The following is a 15,883-nucleotide window of genomic DNA, read 5'->3' on the forward strand; positions in this document are numbered from 1 at the left end:
TAAAATGAAAATTGTAGCGGCCATTCCTGCCAGAGGCGGTTCCGTTGGTCTTCCGGGAAAGAACATCCGTCCCTTGAACGGCATTCCGCTTGTCGGGCGGACAGTGCGTGCCGCACGCGGATCGCGCTTCGTGTCCGAGGTGTTCGTTTCGAGCGATTCAGCGGAGATTCTGACCGTCGGCGAGAAATACGGCGCTAAATCCGTTCTGCGCCCGGCGGAACTTTCCGGACCGACCGCCAGTTCGGAATCCGCGCTGATCCACCTTCTCCAGAACGAGCCGAGCCTCGTCAGCGAACCGCCGGACATTCTGGTCTTCCTTCAGTGTACGGCGCCGTTTACCCAGGCGCATCACGTCGATCATGTGGTGGAAGCCCTGCTGGCCAAGGAAGCGACAAGCGCAATCTCGGTTGTCGACGATCACGGCTTCTACTGGGAAGTCGGCCCCAACGGCGAAGGCGTGGGTCTGAACCACGACCCCAGCAAACAGCGCGTCCGGCGTCAGGATATTTCTGCAAGATACCGCGAAAATGGCGCGGTCTATGCCATGCGTGTTCCGGAGTTCCTGGAAGCGGGAAACCGCTATTGTGGGAAAACGATCCTGGTGCCGGTGGATTCGACCTGGATCGAAATCGATACCTCGCAGGACTGGGATATGGCGGAGGCCTTTATCCGCTCCGAACCGTTCACCGGCTTCCTGACCGAATCCGAAACACCCCCCTTGCGGGCTCTGGTGACTGCCTTTGCCGGCGTGCATACCGACAATACGATTTTCGTCAATCGGGATGGCACGGAATCCATTGTCTGCAACCGCTACGACGAGATCGGTCTCGACCGGCTGCTTGGCCGGGGCATGCTGCTGCTGATGCTGGATCGGGAAGAGGACAGCCTGGCCGTCCAGCGTGCACGCAAACTTGCCATGGATTACAAGCATCACCTGTTCGACAAGATGGAAACCCTGTCGGACTGGCGCGACAAAAAGGGTCTGGACTGGTCCGAGATCGCTTATATCGGCGCCGACATTGCGGATCTGGATTGCATGAAGGCCTGCGGCCTCAGCATCGCGCCGCGCAACGCGCCGGCCGAGGTGAAGGCGACGGCAACTGTCGTTCTGGAAAGTGCCGGCGGTGCCGGTGTCCTGAACGAAGTCGCCGAATTGCTGATCGCGCGTGGGATGATCGCCGTCTGACAGCCATTGCTGCGGTGGCATTGAAGAAATTGGGCTCGGGGATCGCAACACGAGCAATCTGCAAACGCATGAGTTCCCCGGACGTCTTGCGATTGAAAAGGTGAAATATGGCCGTTGAACCTCTGCAAAAGAACGTTTCGGTGTTCGATACACTGCGGCAACTCGGCCTTGCTTCCCTGGAAACACAAAGCGTTTTCGCGCCTCGGACCCGCGATAAAGACGGACTGACCGTCTATCGCGACACGGTTTCCGGTGTCATTTACATCAACGACTATTATGTCGGCGACGAGACCTACGAAGGCGCTGAACACCGCAAGGACGATTTCTACAAGCGCATCGACTGGGACTATGAATACCAGCAGGACCAGTTCCGGCGTCTGGATGCGTATACGCAGTTCTATACGGGCAAGACGATCACCGAGTTCGGGTGCTGGAAGGGGCTTTTCCTGCGGGAAGCGGCCAATCGGGGCGCCAATGTTACCGGGATCGAGCTTCACAAGGGCTATATCGAGGCCCTCGTCTCCGATGGCTATCGCTGTGTCGACAATGCCAACCAGATCGCACCGGGCACACAGGACGCGGTCTTTGCCTTTCATGTGCTGGAGCATCTTCCCGATCCGCTATCCACCTTGCGCGACTTGCGGGCTCTTCTGACCGACACCGGAACACTTGTTGTCGAGGTTCCGCATGCTTCCGATTTTCTGCTGTCCAATCTTCAAAGCGAAGCCTTCAGGAATTTCACCCTCTGGAGCCAGCATCTCGTTCTTCACACGCGCGAAAGCCTGAAGCGTCTGCTTGCGGCAGTCGGCTTTGAGGATATCGTGATCGAAGGTGTGCAGCGGTATCCGCTTTCCAACCACCTCGGCTGGCTTGCCAACGGCAAGCCCGGTGGCCACAAGTCGAGCCTGTCTGCTCTGGAGACACCAGAACTGAGGTCTGCTTACGAGGCAGCGCTTCGCAAGATCGACGCGACAGATACGCTAATGGCAATTGCCAGGAAGACCCGGTAGCAGGCCGCGTAAAAAAAGGCGTCCGAAGCCTCGTTCAGGCGCGAAGTTGCACAGCCTGCTGACACAGACAAACGTATGGGCGTTTGATCGGTTACAGCCCCAGCCGCTCCTTCCGCTTGTCTGGATAGCCCGCCGCCAGCTCCTCGCGCATGACATCGATGATTTGCGGCACCATGTCTGCCGTTGGCCTCGTTTCATCGATGTGGAGGTATTTCATGCTTGGATACCAGGGCGGATTGGCCTGGCCGAGAAGCAGGGCAGGCTCAACCGGACCGAACCGCACACACGGAACGCCCAGAACGCCTGCCATGTCCGCAACGCTGGTATTTGCCGAGACGACGACATCGCAAATAGCGGTCAGATCGGCTGCCGCAATCAGGTCGTTGAACAGATCGATGTCCCGGAAAAAGGTGAACCGTCCCTCGGAGCGGGCCACCAGAAAATCGAGTTCCTTCTGCAGGGCCAAATACTGAAGATTGATGTAAATCGCATCTTCAGCATCGAGGATAGGCGCAAAATCCGGAGCTGACAGGTAATAGCGCGCCCGGTATTTCTCCAGGTTGCGCGAGCGCCAGGAGACGCCGATAACCGGTTTCTTGTCGGCACCCGACAACAGGCCGAGATAGTCCCGAGCCCTTTGCTGGTTGAATTTATAGACCGGGTAGGGAGCCTTTTCGTAGGCTTCGAAGCTTCGCCGGAAATAACGCGCAAGGTCGACCATGTTGGCCGTGATGTCGTAGTCCGCATCCTCCGGCGCCTGGTCTTCCTTTGGCGTGCCGGGTCTGACAAGGATTTCCGGAAATGAATTCTGGAAGAAGGGAACGGACTTTGCGGAGACTTCCAGAATAAGCTTTTTCGCCCGCGCCTGAATGTCGAGAAACATCGTGCCGCATTTCAAAGCGTCACCCAGCCCCTGATCCCCCCACAAAAGGACTGTCTTGTCCGAGATGTCCTCGCCTTGCCATTCCGGCTTGGGAAACTCGCGCCGCTGTGACGTAGCTTTCTTGTCTTCAAAACGCGCGGCGTGAATGTCCCAGCCTGTTTCCAGATCTCCCTTGGACAGATAGGCAAGTGAGAGGTTCCAGTCGAGGCCGGAAATCACGCCGCCGGGCGCTTCTGCCTTGGCCTGTTTCAGCATGTCGATGCTGTCCTGGCTGCGGCCGAGCATGAGATAGTGAACACCAAGCGTTACCTTGCAATGGTAGTTGCCCGGCGTGCCCTTCACCGCTTCTTCTGCATATGTCAGGCCTTCGTGCGTTCTTGAAAGCGAGAACAGAACGCGGGCCTTCTCATGGATCAGCAGCGGATTGTCTTTGAAGCGTTCCAGCGCCTTGTCGATCGCCTCCAGCGAAGCGTCAAACTGCTTCAGTTCCAGCCGGCACCGTGCCTGTTCGATGCAGTTCTCGACATTGTCCGGTGCCAGTAATTCTGCACGCTGGAAAAACTTGAGCGCGTCTTCGTACCGGTTGCTCTTGCGCAGCAACAGGCCATAATTGGTGAAGATTTCGCCGTAGTTCGGGTGGGCCACGATCAGGCTTTTGAAGATCTCTTCGGCCGCTTCAAACTGCTTCAGACCTGTCAGCGCGATTGCCTTGATGTTGAGCGCTTCGCGCTCCGCCGGATTGAGCGAAAGGGCCTTTTCCGAAACGGCGAGCATGCTTTCCGAATCCGTGCCGATGTCCATCATCGCGCGGGCAAGGTTGGCATAGAACGACGCCTGCTTCGGGTTTTGCGCAATCGCCTTCTGGATATATTCGACAGCTTTCTGGGGGGACCCCAATTGCCGGTAGGTCACGCCAAGCAGGTTGAGCGCATCGGGATTGGTCGGCGCCTTTTTCAGAACCAGCTTGTAGCACCGCTGCGCCTTTTCGATCTCTCCGGACTGATGATAGGACAGTCCCTTGACGAGTTTTTCACGTAAAGGATTTTGAGCGGTTTGCGTGGCCATCTTCTATCTGCTCTTTGGGAATCACTTCAGCCAGAATAGCAGGAAGGGTTCGGAAAGGCAGGCACGCTGGCCAAACTGCCAGGATTACCTTGGGGATTGAAGCCGTAATCTTGTCTGAGCGCGTCTATTGCCGGCGAAACTGCTGCGATTGATATTGCTGGCGCTGGTATTGTTGCGGTTGTCCCCGCTGCGGCCTGTAGTCTTCGCGCTGAAATTGCTGGCGCTGGTAGTAAGACCGGTTCTGCGGCAGACCCGAGCGCCGCTGTCTTTCGAGCTGCAGCAGGCGAACTCTTTCCTCACGCAATTGCTGAATGCGTTGAGCCTCTTCCAGTTTGCGCCTTTCCTGTGCCAGCCGTTGCCGTTCGAGTTCCAGAATGAGCATCTGCTGCTGCAGCAGCGACTGGTTGATCTGCTGCTGCTCCTCGGTCAGCAAGGGCGCTGCTGGAAACTGCGGGTCTTGCACCGTTTGCGCAGATGCAAAGGGTGCGAACGCAAAGGCCGCAGCAAATACCAAAAATGCCAAAGCTGTGTTCGTGGCAGAGCGTAACATGTCATCCATGCCCCGTGCCGGAGCACGGGGCTTTGTTGGCGGGCAGCATGGCACCGGACCACTCCCGGCTCACCCGATCATCAGGATCCGCTCAACGGAACGGACATCGCCAGTATACACACTCACCATTTGCGGGGCTGATCTTCAGCCAAATTTGCCCAGTTTTCTCGCAAGACTTGCAATCGTCGTGAACCGGGGCACTCCAAAGTCGTAAAAAACGCTAGGGCCGTGTTTGGACTTTGTAAGGAAAAATGGTGGGCGATACTGGGATTGAACCAGTGACCTTTCCGGTGTGAACGGAACGCTCTCCCGCTGAGCTAATCGCCCATGCCTTGGCGGCTGGTGGCGCGTATCTAGGGCAAATCGGCAGCTTGCGCAATACTCTTTTTGCTGAACCGGATTTGGGGTCCGGTGCTTTCCGGTTTCAAGGGCTTGTGAGCGAGCGATTGCGTTTTCCACGCACGCGCTGGAAGTTTGTAGCAAGAGGTTTGGAGGTCTGGCCTTGGCTATGAGCCGGGTCCTTTTTGAACCACTGACGTTCCTTCAAACGGGAAGCGGCCTGCCGGATGAAAAGACCTTGGGCTAGCCCGTCAGATTATGTCAGGAGGAGGGTGCCGGTTTCCCGAAAAGGCCGTATTTAAGGCAGACGATCATCGTCACCGATTGTTTTTTGGAGTGTTTTTAAATGATTACGCGCGTTTCTTCCCTCACGCTCGTGTGCCTGTTTCTGCCCGCTGCGGCGTTTGCTGCGGACAATGGGCCCATTACCAGCATCACGCTTTCCTCCGGCGGTCTCGCCGAAGTGGTGCGCAAGGCGGACATTGATAGCAGCGGCCTTATCAACATGACCGTGCCGCTCGAACAGGTCAACGATGTGCTGAAGAGCATTGTCGTGTTCGATGAGGCAGGCGTTGTCGAAGGCATCACACTGCCGGGACCGAACCCGCTGGCCGAAACCTTCAAGAACCTGCCGTTCACCGTGGAAGATCTGCAGTCGCCTGCACGCCTTCTCGCAAAATTGCAGGGCACACGGGTCCGTCTGGAAAAGGCCGGCTCCACGGTCGAAGGGCTTGTTCTTGGCGTGTCGGTGCAGGACGATGGGGACAAGGGGCAGTCCCATGTCGCTTCGGTTCTCAGCGATGGTCGCATCACCGGCGTCGGCCTGTCTGCGGATACGGAAGTCACGTTTCTCGATGAAGACATTCAGCAGAAAGTCGCCAAGGCCTTGTCAGCGGTGGGCAACGGCAAGTCGGACGGTGCGCGCACGGTCGCGCTGAAAGTGGCAGGTGAGGGGGAACGAGAAGTTGCCGTTTCCTATGTTGTGCCGGCCCCCATCTGGAAAACCGCTTACCGGGTGGTGACGATGGCGGACGACAAGGCCCGGCTGCAGGCCTGGGCGGTGCTTGAAAACGCCAGTGGGGAAGACTGGGACGGTGTCAGGATCACGCTGTCTTCCGGCGCTCCGGTGACGCTGAAACAGCGGCTCCATGACCTCTACTGGAGACAGCGGCAGGAAGTGCCTGTGGATGTGTCCAGCGGCTATGTGCCCCCTGTCGACATGGGGGCCGAACCGCAATTCGATGTTGCCGAGAGCGAGGCCCGCATGCCGGGGGCGCCGCGGTCCAGTTTCATCGCCTCTGCCGTCGCGCCGGACATGGTTCTCAACATGGCGGCCGCCAATGTGGGCGAGGTAAGCGAGGGCGCGGCGACGGCTTCCTTTACAATTCCATGGCCTGTCGATCTTGAAAGCGGGGAAACCCTGTCGGCGCCGATTGTCGACAAGGTCGTGTCCGCTGAAACGGTGTCCGTGTTCCGGCCGGAAAGCGGACTGCAGCATCCGATTGCGGCCATCCTGATCAAGAACGAGACCGAAACCAGTCTGCCGCAGGGCATTCTGACAGTTTATGACGAGAAGGAAGGCTATGTCGGCGATGCGCAGATCAGCGGCATGCCCTCGGGCGAAAGCCGCATGGCAAGCTTTGCCACCGACAAGAAGGTCAGGATCGCACAGTCCACGTCCGCCGACAGCCAGATCGTCTCGATCAAGGTCACCGATGGTGTTTTGAACGCCACGGTGCGCGAGCAATCGTCAACGCAATATGCAATCAAGGGAGCCCCGGACGGTGACCGGACGATTGTCATCGAACAGGCCAAACGTCCCGGCTGGACGTTTTCTTCCGTCCAGGAACTGGACAGCACAGTCACCCATCATCGTCTGAAGGTCGAAGTGCCCGCCGGCAAGACCGAGACGGTTTCGGCGCTGCAGGAACGGACCTTGTCGGAGACCTATTCGCTGATGTCCACGGATGCGGGCCAGTTGCTTTACCTCTCCAAACGCTCGCCGGACAAGGAAACCGCCGAAAAGTTGCAGGAACTGTCGGAACTTCAGAACGAGATCGCCCAGATCGAGCGTCAGATCCAGCGCCTGCGTCTGGAAAAGGATGAAGAGACCCGCGACCAGGAGCGGCATCGGGCCAATCTGGCAGCTCTTGAGCCAGGGGCCGATCTCTACAAGCGCGCCGCGCGCAAGCTGGAGGAAAGTGAAACGCGGATCGAGGCTGTCGACACGCAGATCGCTGACCTTTCCGTGCGCCGGGAAGAAATCCGCGAAACCCTGGGCGATGCCATCAGAACGTTCTGAGTGTACGCTGCATCTGTCTCAGGACTTGAGAGAGGCGACGGCACCCGCCAGCTCGTCGAAATGCGAAATCACACGGTCCGGCGAAAGATCCCGGACCGGCACGGTCGTATATCCGAAATCGACCGCTATCACCGGAATACCGGCGTTGCGTGCGGCGTCGATATCAGTGCCGCTGTCCCCGATCATGATGGAGCCACCGATCTGGCCGCCCGCCCGGTGGATGGCACCATGCACGGGTTCGGCATGAGGTTTGGCGACGGAGAAGGTGTCACCGCCGACGACGGCGTCGAAATGCCTTGCAAGATCAAGCGTTGCCAGAAGCGGATGCGTCAGGCGTTCGACCTTGTTGGTGCAGACCGCCAGCTTCCATCCGTCCTTCCGGAAGGTTTCAAGCGCCGTGACAACGCCATCGAAAGGCCGCGTGTGAACCGCGATGTTGTCGGCATAGTGCTCCAGAAAGTGTGCGAAGAGCGGGGCAACTGTTTCGTCCGTCCAGGGGATGTCGTTGAACTCCAGACCGCGCTGGATCAGCACCTTCGCGCCCAGGCCAACCATGTTCGCGACGTTCTCCTGCGGAATGGCGGAATATCCTGCGGACGTCAGGACAACGTTCAAGGTGGCGACGAGATCTTCCATGGACGACACCAGCGTGCCATCCAGATCGAAAACCAGAACGGACATGTGACCCTCTAAGCAGAAAGAGCCGGAGATCATGCGGACAGTCATGCGCACAGGCACGACTGCGGACAGGAAAACCGGCCCCGGAATGTGGGAACGGCCTGCATTCGCCCGAATGCAGGCCGCTTTCAATGCCTAGCTGCATAGCCGCTCCGCCGCAAGGGGCGTGATAGGCAGGCTGGAAAGTTAAATGGTATTGACCCATAAACGACGCGAAATGGCTTCACCTTATACAGTGAGCGTGTGGCTGGGCATGCAGCCAATCCGCGCATTTTTCCTGACATAGTTTTGCGGTTTGTCACGCCGGTATCTTCGCATTTTTAAGGCCAGTGAAAGACTACCTGCAGGATGATTTACTCGCTAACAATGCCAATAGTCTTGCGCGGTCTCTGGTTTCTGAAAGAGAGAAAGAACATGAAATATCCGATGTTGATAGCCTCAATTTTGGCGTCGACTTTATCTATCGAGTCAGCACGAGCTGATTGCTACGGAATGTTGGACAGTGATCATGAGGACGTAAAAAAAAGCAGTGAAAAGCTTCTGGCTGGTAATTACGAAGATTTTGTAGGCGTAATTAACAATATTATTTCGGCGCCGAAAGATAATTTCGATGCTGTAGTCGAACCATTTTTACGATATTTTCCAGAAGGATTCGATAAGTGTAGAATATTGGCACGAAAGAATTACTCAGAAAGCATGTCGTCGTACCTTTTTGAGTTCTCAAAATCTGGATCAATTGTATATCTTTATGAAGTCGCTCTTAATGGTGCGGGAGGTTTTGATAGTGGAGTAATACAGGTTCAAGTAACTACAAATTTCAATGAAATTTTTGACTATTTTGATTAATTAATATTTCAAGACGATAGAAAATTTTGTTGATTTCCAAGTAAAAGCTTTGATTTTGTTTATCTTGTTTTGTCCTGTTTGAGTTTGGGGCAGAGGCACATGCGGTCAATTCTGATGTTGGCCCAAGTCAATAGGGTGCCGATGACAAGGCAGGCTCAAACACGAAAATGGCAGGGCTTCCTTAGTGGCTCCCTAAGTCGACGTTGCGAAGTGTGGTAGCTGCTTCGCAATAGATAGAGAAAATCTTCGAACGGGTCCTGCGCCTGATCGGTACTATTTTATCCATAGTGCAAGACGTGTTTATTCTCTCGTTTGGACGCTCTCATTTAATGTTGGCCCATAGTGCCATGTCCGTTCTTGTGAGGAAACTGGACCATCATACTCCGCGATCAAAACGCTAGAGTTTGTACGCGGTCCGGAACCCGCCCCAGTGACGGCCCTGAACGATGATCGGGGCGTCGATTTCCTTCATCCAGACGATATTGCCGCCGCCCATGTCCCGGGCGTAGGACTGGATCAGGAAGGGGCGTGTGTTGCGTGCGGCGCTGAGGCCGGCGCGGTCGTCAAAGATCCGCTTGTTCCGGCAATTCGCGGTGTTCCAGGCCACATCGTCCGGCTTTTGAGGCTTGGAGTAGATCAGATTGTGCACGGGCAGATAGCCGTTGCGGTCGACCGAAGCGCAAAAGGCCATGCCCTGGGATTTGCCCAGGATCTCTTCCTGGATCGTGGGAAAGATCTTTTCAAGATGTCCGAGTGCGCGCGTGGACACCTGCGGCGGATTGGTTCCGGCGATATGCTGGTAGTTCGTGTCGAACAGGTCGTCCATGCTGAGCTGACGCTGCGCGATGAGATCTTCCATGGCCGCCGCAATTCGTGAAGCGCCTGTCTGGACACGTTCCACTTCAACGGCGTGGCTGACATGGATGTCGGCAATCTTTCGCTCCAGCGCAGCCTGGAACTCCTCGTCCTTGTTGACAAAGCAGCCGTGGCAACCGTGTTCGGAAACAGCGACGATGCGCACGTCCACCTGGCCTACGCCGGCAATATCCAGATGTGCATTCATGCCCGGCTTCAGGTTCACGCCGTCTTCCGGCCGGAACAACGTGCCACCTTCCGAGATGTCATGGGTTTCGATCCGTGCGGTCGTCCCGCCTGCCGTCACTGTTCCGGACAGCTTGATCGGCAGCCGGTCGTGCTGGCGCCGGTCGCCGATTTCCGTCTGCCGGATCATCATGGTGAAGCGGGATTGCAGCGCCTTGGAGGCCGTGCTCATTTCCGCTCCGGTTTCGCGCGCCAGCATGCCGCCTTCTTCTGCTTCGGCGGCAGAATCAGTAATCGTGCGCGCGGTCCGCAGCACTTCCTGAACGAAGTCTGCCGTTTGCTGCGCCTGGCCCCCAATTCTGCTTGTGGTTTCCACCTGGGTCTGAACCGCATCCTCGACGGCGGCGAAGCTTGGACGGATCTTGCCGATGACCTCGATGATCTGGTTGACCGATCCGAGACTGTGTTCCGCAGACTGATTGAGGCGGTCGATATTGGCTACGATCTGTTCCGTCGCCGACTGGGTTTCCACCGAAAGTGCCTTCACCTCGCTGGCGACGACGGAAAATCCGCGACCGGCTTCTCCGGCACGGGCCGCTTCGATGGTGGCATTGAGGGCCAGCAGATTGGTTTGTTTGGCGATATCCGAAATCAGGCTGACGACATTGGCGATGTCGTCGATGGCGTGTTTGAGCTCCAACACACCCTGGTTGACTTCGGCCGCAACGTCGCGCGCTTCCTGGGCCAACTGGTTGGAGACACCGACCTGCGCTCCGATTTCGCTGCTGGAACTGGACAGGTCCTGAATGGAAGCCGCCAGTCCGGAAGCGTTTTCATTGGCGACGGCCGACTGGTCCGCAAGCGACTGGCTGTCGCTGCGGATGGTTTCCAGCTTGTCCATCTGACTGACCAGCCGGTCCTGAACCTTTTCCGCCGCAGCGTTGATGGTCTTGGCCGCAACCTGCAGATCGTCTTCCAGACTATCGAGAACGAAGCTCATCTGGCTGTTGACCAGCGGCGCTTCCGTCTGGGCTTCGGAAGCATTGTCAGTTTCCTCAGGGGCAGGTATCTCTTTGTTTGAATTATTGTATTCGTATTTCTGTCGTGGCTTAAGTCGAAGAATGTTCATCTGATTCTGTGCTTTCCACACCCTAGGCAATTGAATGCATTATCTATTGCTCATCTGAAATGATGGTTAATAAAACCCGGATATCGGCGGAGACTGGCCGTTTAGCCGTTGAAGAGGGGGAATGTCACTGGACCGGCGGATACCGGCCATGTTAAGCACCCGGCGGCCGGATGGAGATGATTGGACAGTCTTCTCCGCCCATCAGGTTGGCCCTAGGAACGGTATATGAGCGACCAGTACAAGAAACTGGCGGCGGAACGCGCTGCCGACGATGTTACATCCGGAATGCGTCTTGGAATTGGGACCGGTTCGACTGCCGAGTTTTTCGTCCACGCGCTTGCCCGCCGGGTGCAAGACGGTTTGGACGTTATCGGTGTGCCGACGTCGGAGCGCACTCGGGAACTGGCCTCGAGCCTCGGCATTCGCCTGACCACTCTCGACGAGTTGCCGGAACTGGACCTGACCGTTGATGGCGCCGATGAACTGGATCCCCATCTGTCGCTCATCAAGGGCGGCGGGGGCGCATTGCTGCGCGAGAAGATCGTCGCGTCGGCTTCGGCCAGCATGATCGTCATTGCGGACGGCAGCAAGGAAGTTGCGACGCTTGGCCGCTTTCCATTGCCGATCGAGGTCGTTCCTTTCGGTCTGGAAGCAACGCGGCGCGCAATCCTGAAGGTGTTTGAGGGCCTTGGCCTGCCGCAGAACCTGGCACTGCGCGGCGGATCGGCCGAGCCTTTCGTGACGGACGGCGGGCACTTCATCCTGGATGCGCAGCTTGAAAGCATACCTGAGGTCCGGACCCTGGGCGACCGGTTGGTCGCCATTCCGGGGGTTGTCGAACACGGCCTCTTCATTGAACTTGCAACAAAAGCTTACGTGGCTGGCACAGATGGGGTAAAGACCGTCTTGCCCATCTAAGTGGTGTGGATTTGGCTTTCCAGACTAAGATGAAAGCCGCCTAGGAGTAGAAAAATGAAGCTTATCAAATCTTTCCCGCGGGGAGCTGTATTGGGCGCAGCCATGATGGCCGCGGGTTTCGTCGCCTCCGGTGCGGCTGCACAGGAAGCTGTTTCCGAGAGCCACCTTGCCGCAGCCAAACAGGTTGCCGTTGTGACCAAGGTTCTGGAGCCGTTCGACGACATCCTGCCGATCCTTGCTGAACAGACCCGGACCGCATTCATCCAGTCCGAACCGACGCGCGCTGAAGAGATCTCGGAAGTCGTGCAGAATGTTGCGCTGACGCTGGCTCCGAAGCGGGTCGAGCTCAACAATCTGGTTTACAAGGCCTGGGCCGACAACTTCACCGAAGAAGAGCTGAAGCAGCTTGCTGAATTCTACAGCACCGACCTCGGCCAGAAGCTGACCGAAAAGATCCCGACCATCACGCAGTATTCCGTTGGTGCTGCCCGTGAGTGGCAGGACAAGATCTCCACCGAAATGGTGACCATGGTTCAGGAAGAACTGGCCAAGCTTAACGCTGCTCAGTGAGGGCAGGGGTTCCGCATTGGCCATGCCAATGGCAGGGAACACGCTTTTCACACGAATAAGTGAGGCCGGCTTCATGACCGGCTGTTGGGCCGCGCAAGCGGCCCAATTCTTTTGGGATGAGCCCCGACCTCTCGGGCCAGGGTGTTCTCCCCAACCAGTCTTGCACACTTGTACCGCGGCTTTCGTTGCCTATCTGCTGGGCTGGCAAAACTCTGTCCGAGAGCGGCAGGCGGACTTCTGATCACGATGAGGCATTGATGACCGACTACAATTACGATCTTTTTGTTATTGGCGGCGGCTCCGGCGGCGTCCGTGCTGCCAGAATCGCTGCAACGCACGGGGCCCGGGTCGGTATCGCCGAGGAACACCGCTACGGTGGCACCTGTGTCATCCGCGGCTGCGTTCCCAAGAAGCTGTTTGTCTATGCCTCCAAGTTCTCCGAGGAATTCGAGGATGCGGAGGGCTTCGGCTGGACGGTCGGCGAACGCGCCTTCTCGTGGGAAAAGCTCGTCGCGGCAAAGGATCAGGAAATCACCCGCCTCGAAGGCATCTACCGGCGTAATCTTGAGCGCACCGATGTGGAGGTCCATGACAGCCGCGCGGTGATCGAAGATGCCCACACCGTACGCCTGCTCTCCACGGGACAGACCCTGACCGCGAAATACATTCTTGTGGCGGTCGGCGCATCTCCGAATGTCGACAAGGACCTGCCGGGCGTCGAGCATGTCATCACCTCCAACGAAGCTTTCCACCTTGCAGAACTGCCGAGCAAGATCGTGGTTGCCGGCGGCGGATATATTGCGGTCGAGTTTGCGGGCATCTTCAACGGCCTCGGGGTCGACACGACGCTGATCTATCGCGGCGAGGAGATCCTTCGCGGCTTTGACCGCGAACTTCGCACTGCGGTCCGGCAGGAAATGGAAAAGAAGGGCATCAAGGTGGTGCTCAACGACACTTTCTCAAAAATCGAAAAGTCGTCCGACGGCACTTTGACGGGTTACACCAGTGGCGGGCTCAAGCTGGAAGCAGGGCAGATCATGTTTGCCATCGGCCGCAATCCGCATACCACAGACCTCGGCCTGGAAAAGGCTGGTGTTGAAATGGACAGCTCGGGTGCTATCAAGGTTGAGGCAGATTCCCGTACCAACGTTGAGTCCATCTATGCCGTCGGCGATGTGACCAATCGCGCCAACCTGACGCCGGTTGCTATCCGGGAGGGGCATGCCTTTGCCGACACCGTCTTCGGCAACAATCCCTGGACCGTCGATCATAGCCTGATCGCCACCGCGGTTTTCTCGCAGCCTGAAATGGGCACTGTTGGTCTGACACAGGACGAAGCGTTGCAGCGCACGCCCAATCTCGACATCTACAAGTCCAGCTTCCGCCCGATGAAACACACCTTGTCCGGACGGGACGAAAAGATGCTCATGAAAATGATCGTCGACGCGGATACGCAGAAGGTCCTCGGTGTCCACATCATGGGGCCGGATGCCGGCGAGCTGGCGCAGATCCTTGGTGTCACGTTGCAGATGGGCGCGACCAAGGCCGATTTCGACAGGACGATTGCCGTTCATCCGACTGCCGCGGAAGAACTCGTCACCATGCGCGAACCAACCGAGCGTCTGCGCGGTTAATCCGGCCGGTCAGAAAAAGCCGCTGCGGGGCACAGCGTCCCGTGGCGGTTTCATTCGGCAGGCCCGGATGCGGCGCGTGGTCGACGCACTTCGCTGGAAAGGGTCAAGACGCCATCCGGCCCGACCTCCATTTCCTGAGACTCCGCGTAAAAGGAATACCGGCCCCGGCCCAGTTTCTTTGACTGGTAAAGGGCTGCGTCCGAACGGGTGACGAGCAATTCTGCCGTGCTTCCATCCTTGGGGGCAATCGCGATGCCGACACTCAATCCGATCTGCGCAATTTCACCGCTTGAGATCGGCACGGGAAGTTCACCGGCGGCAACCAGCGCTCGGCTCAGATCGATCAGACCTTCCCGCGTAACGCTGCCCCGATAAATCACCATGAATTCGTCACCGCCGATACGGCAGACGAGGCCGGGTTTGCCGACCGCTGTGGTCAGCCGTTCGGCCATCGTCCTGATGACGATATCGCCTGCCGCATGGCCAAAGGTGTCGTTCACCGCCTTGAACTTGTCCAGGTCACAGTGAATGACGGCAAAGGGTTTGTCCGGCAGGTTCTTGACCGACGATTCCAGGACGCGGTTGAATTGCAAGCGGTTTGCGAGCCCGGTCAACGTGTCGTGCAGGGCCAGGTATCTGTTCTGGTGTTCGCTTGCCTGAAGCGACGTCGTCAGCTGGCCGATACGCCAGGCAATGCCGAAGGCAAGAGCACCGAGAGCGAGGCTCAAGATCACGATGACAGGGACGATGGTCGGCCAGAGGGATTCCCCGATGGTCTGGCTGTCCCAGCGAAATACCCCCAACAGGTCTCCGTCCAGGCCGGTGACGAGATGATGCGGCCCGCTTCCAGTCGTGCCTGTCTCGGCGTCGAACCCGAAATTCGCAAAATTCAGTTGCGCGTTGAGCTGACCGAGCAGAAAGGAGTCAACGTAAAGCGCCGACAGCAGCACCGTCGGCGGTCCATCCGGCAATGTCTCCTGATAGTCGTCCGGAATGATCGGCATCGCACCAAAGATGGCCGGCTTGCCGTCAATATGGACAAAACCCATGACGGCGTATTCGCCAGGATCTGCTCCCTGAAGGGATTTGTGGCCGAAACCGCCAGGCACCCGCACCCGGTTCTGCAGGTAGAGCGCCTTCATTTTTTCGTGGATGACCTCAAGCTCGGGCGTTTCGGAGATCGGGCGCCGGATGACATGGGTGTAGTCGGCAAAGGATTCCGCCAGTACGTCGCCTTCTCCGGATATCAGCATCACCTTGCTGTGGCTATAGGTCGACCACAGGGTGTCGAAGCTGCTCCGGACATAGGCGGGATCGAAATTGCGCACGAGTTTCTGCACCGACTGGTCTGAAGAGGCGATGACGATCTGTTCGCGAACAATGGTGCGCAAGTGATCGGCCAGGGCGCTGCGAAACAGGCGTTCTTCGTTGGCAATCGCCTGTTGCCTGGATGCCTGGGAGGCGACATATCCGACGAACAGCAGCGAAACGGAAGTCACGGCAATCAGCAATCCGGCAAGCAGAAATGCCAGCCTGGAAATATGCTGCCGGGGAATTTTCGCGTTTTGGTCGCTATATCTGCGCCGGAACTCGGTCAAGTTGCGATCCCGATTGGGTCTTTCTACGTTATTCTGTATTTTTAGCAGCTAAGAGTAAAGTGAGTGTAATGACGAATACATGGAAGGAGCGAAATATTATTGAATCTTTGAATTTGTATGAGGTTTAGTCTCTG

The 15,883-nt window shown here is 57.3% G+C and carries 12 protein-coding genes and 1 tRNA gene; 7 read left to right on the plus strand and 6 right to left on the minus strand.

Translation table 11 applies throughout. The annotated features are described in order from the left end of the window. Nucleotides 1-4: 4 nt before the first annotated feature. Complete coding sequence (locus tag SIAM614_RS02150) at nt 5-1,186, plus strand: acylneuraminate cytidylyltransferase (RefSeq protein ID WP_006931685.1); 1,182 nt, start codon at nt 5-7, stop codon at nt 1,184-1,186. 107 nt (nt 1,187-1,293) lie between these two features. Then, complete coding sequence (locus tag SIAM614_RS02155; protein ID WP_006931687.1) at nt 1,294-2,196, plus strand: class I SAM-dependent methyltransferase; 903 nt, start codon at nt 1,294-1,296, stop codon at nt 2,194-2,196. 91 nt (nt 2,197-2,287) lie between these two features. Here the strand turns inward: SIAM614_RS02155 and SIAM614_RS02160 are convergent, their stop codons facing one another. The 3 genes from SIAM614_RS02160 to SIAM614_RS02170 form a co-directional block, all read right to left on the minus strand. Further along, entirely contained in the window at nt 2,288-4,144 is a 1,857-nt protein-coding gene (locus SIAM614_RS02160; RefSeq protein WP_006931688.1) for a tetratricopeptide repeat protein, read from the minus strand. Nucleotides 4,145-4,268: 124 nt separating this feature from the next. After that, complete coding sequence (locus SIAM614_RS02165; protein ID WP_157139622.1) at nt 4,269-4,667, minus strand: hypothetical protein; 399 nt, start codon at nt 4,665-4,667, stop codon at nt 4,269-4,271. 279 nt (nt 4,668-4,946) lie between these two features. Next, nucleotides 4,947-5,021 (minus strand) — tRNA-Val (locus SIAM614_RS02170). Between the two features lie 358 nt (nt 5,022-5,379). Between SIAM614_RS02170 and SIAM614_RS02175 the strand changes: the two genes are divergently transcribed. After that, nucleotides 5,380-7,335, plus strand: a complete 1,956-nt coding sequence (locus tag SIAM614_RS02175) for a DUF4139 domain-containing protein (RefSeq protein WP_006931696.1) — start codon at nt 5,380-5,382, stop codon at nt 7,333-7,335. Nucleotides 7,336-7,353: 18 nt separating this feature from the next. On the opposite strand, the gene SIAM614_RS02180 is transcribed toward SIAM614_RS02175, so the two are convergent. Next, on the minus strand, nt 7,354-8,016 hold the full coding sequence (locus SIAM614_RS02180; RefSeq protein ID WP_040438954.1) for an HAD hydrolase-like protein: 663 nt from the start codon (nt 8,014-8,016) through the stop codon (nt 7,354-7,356). A gap of 411 nt (nt 8,017-8,427) precedes the next feature. On the opposite strand from SIAM614_RS02180, the gene SIAM614_RS02185 reads away from it, so the two are divergent. After that, nucleotides 8,428-8,859: a hypothetical protein gene (locus tag SIAM614_RS02185; RefSeq protein ID WP_157139623.1), complete on the plus strand. Its 432-nt coding sequence runs from the start codon at nt 8,428-8,430 to the stop codon at nt 8,857-8,859. A gap of 397 nt (nt 8,860-9,256) precedes the next feature. On the opposite strand, the gene SIAM614_RS02190 is transcribed toward SIAM614_RS02185, so the two are convergent. Next, nucleotides 9,257-11,029, minus strand: coding sequence for a methyl-accepting chemotaxis protein (locus tag SIAM614_RS02190; RefSeq protein ID WP_050789303.1), 1,773 nt, complete (start codon nt 11,027-11,029; stop codon nt 9,257-9,259). Between the two features lie 225 nt (nt 11,030-11,254). Between SIAM614_RS02190 and rpiA the strand changes: the two genes are divergently transcribed. The 3 genes from rpiA (at nt 11,255) to gor (ending at nt 14,151) form a co-directional block, all read left to right on the plus strand. After that, entirely contained in the window at nt 11,255-11,947 is a 693-nt protein-coding gene (gene rpiA, locus SIAM614_RS02195) for a ribose-5-phosphate isomerase RpiA (RefSeq protein ID WP_006931703.1), read from the plus strand. Nucleotides 11,948-12,001: 54 nt separating this feature from the next. After that, entirely contained in the window at nt 12,002-12,517 is a 516-nt protein-coding gene (locus SIAM614_RS02200; protein WP_040438797.1) for a DUF2059 domain-containing protein, read from the plus strand. 257 nt (nt 12,518-12,774) lie between these two features. Further along, entirely contained in the window at nt 12,775-14,151 is a 1,377-nt protein-coding gene (gene gor, locus SIAM614_RS02205) for a glutathione-disulfide reductase (RefSeq protein WP_006931707.1), read from the plus strand. Between the two features lie 50 nt (nt 14,152-14,201). Here gor and SIAM614_RS02210 read toward each other — a convergent pair whose 3' ends face one another. Further along, a complete protein-coding gene (locus tag SIAM614_RS02210; protein ID WP_208983869.1) occupies nt 14,202-15,749 on the minus strand; it encodes a sensor domain-containing diguanylate cyclase in 1,548 nt (515 codons plus the stop codon). Nucleotides 15,750-15,883 lie beyond the last annotated feature (134 nt).

This window comes from Roseibium aggregatum IAM 12614 (genome assembly GCF_000168975.1).
Taxonomy (GTDB): domain Bacteria; phylum Pseudomonadota; class Alphaproteobacteria; order Rhizobiales; family Stappiaceae; genus Roseibium; species Roseibium aggregatum.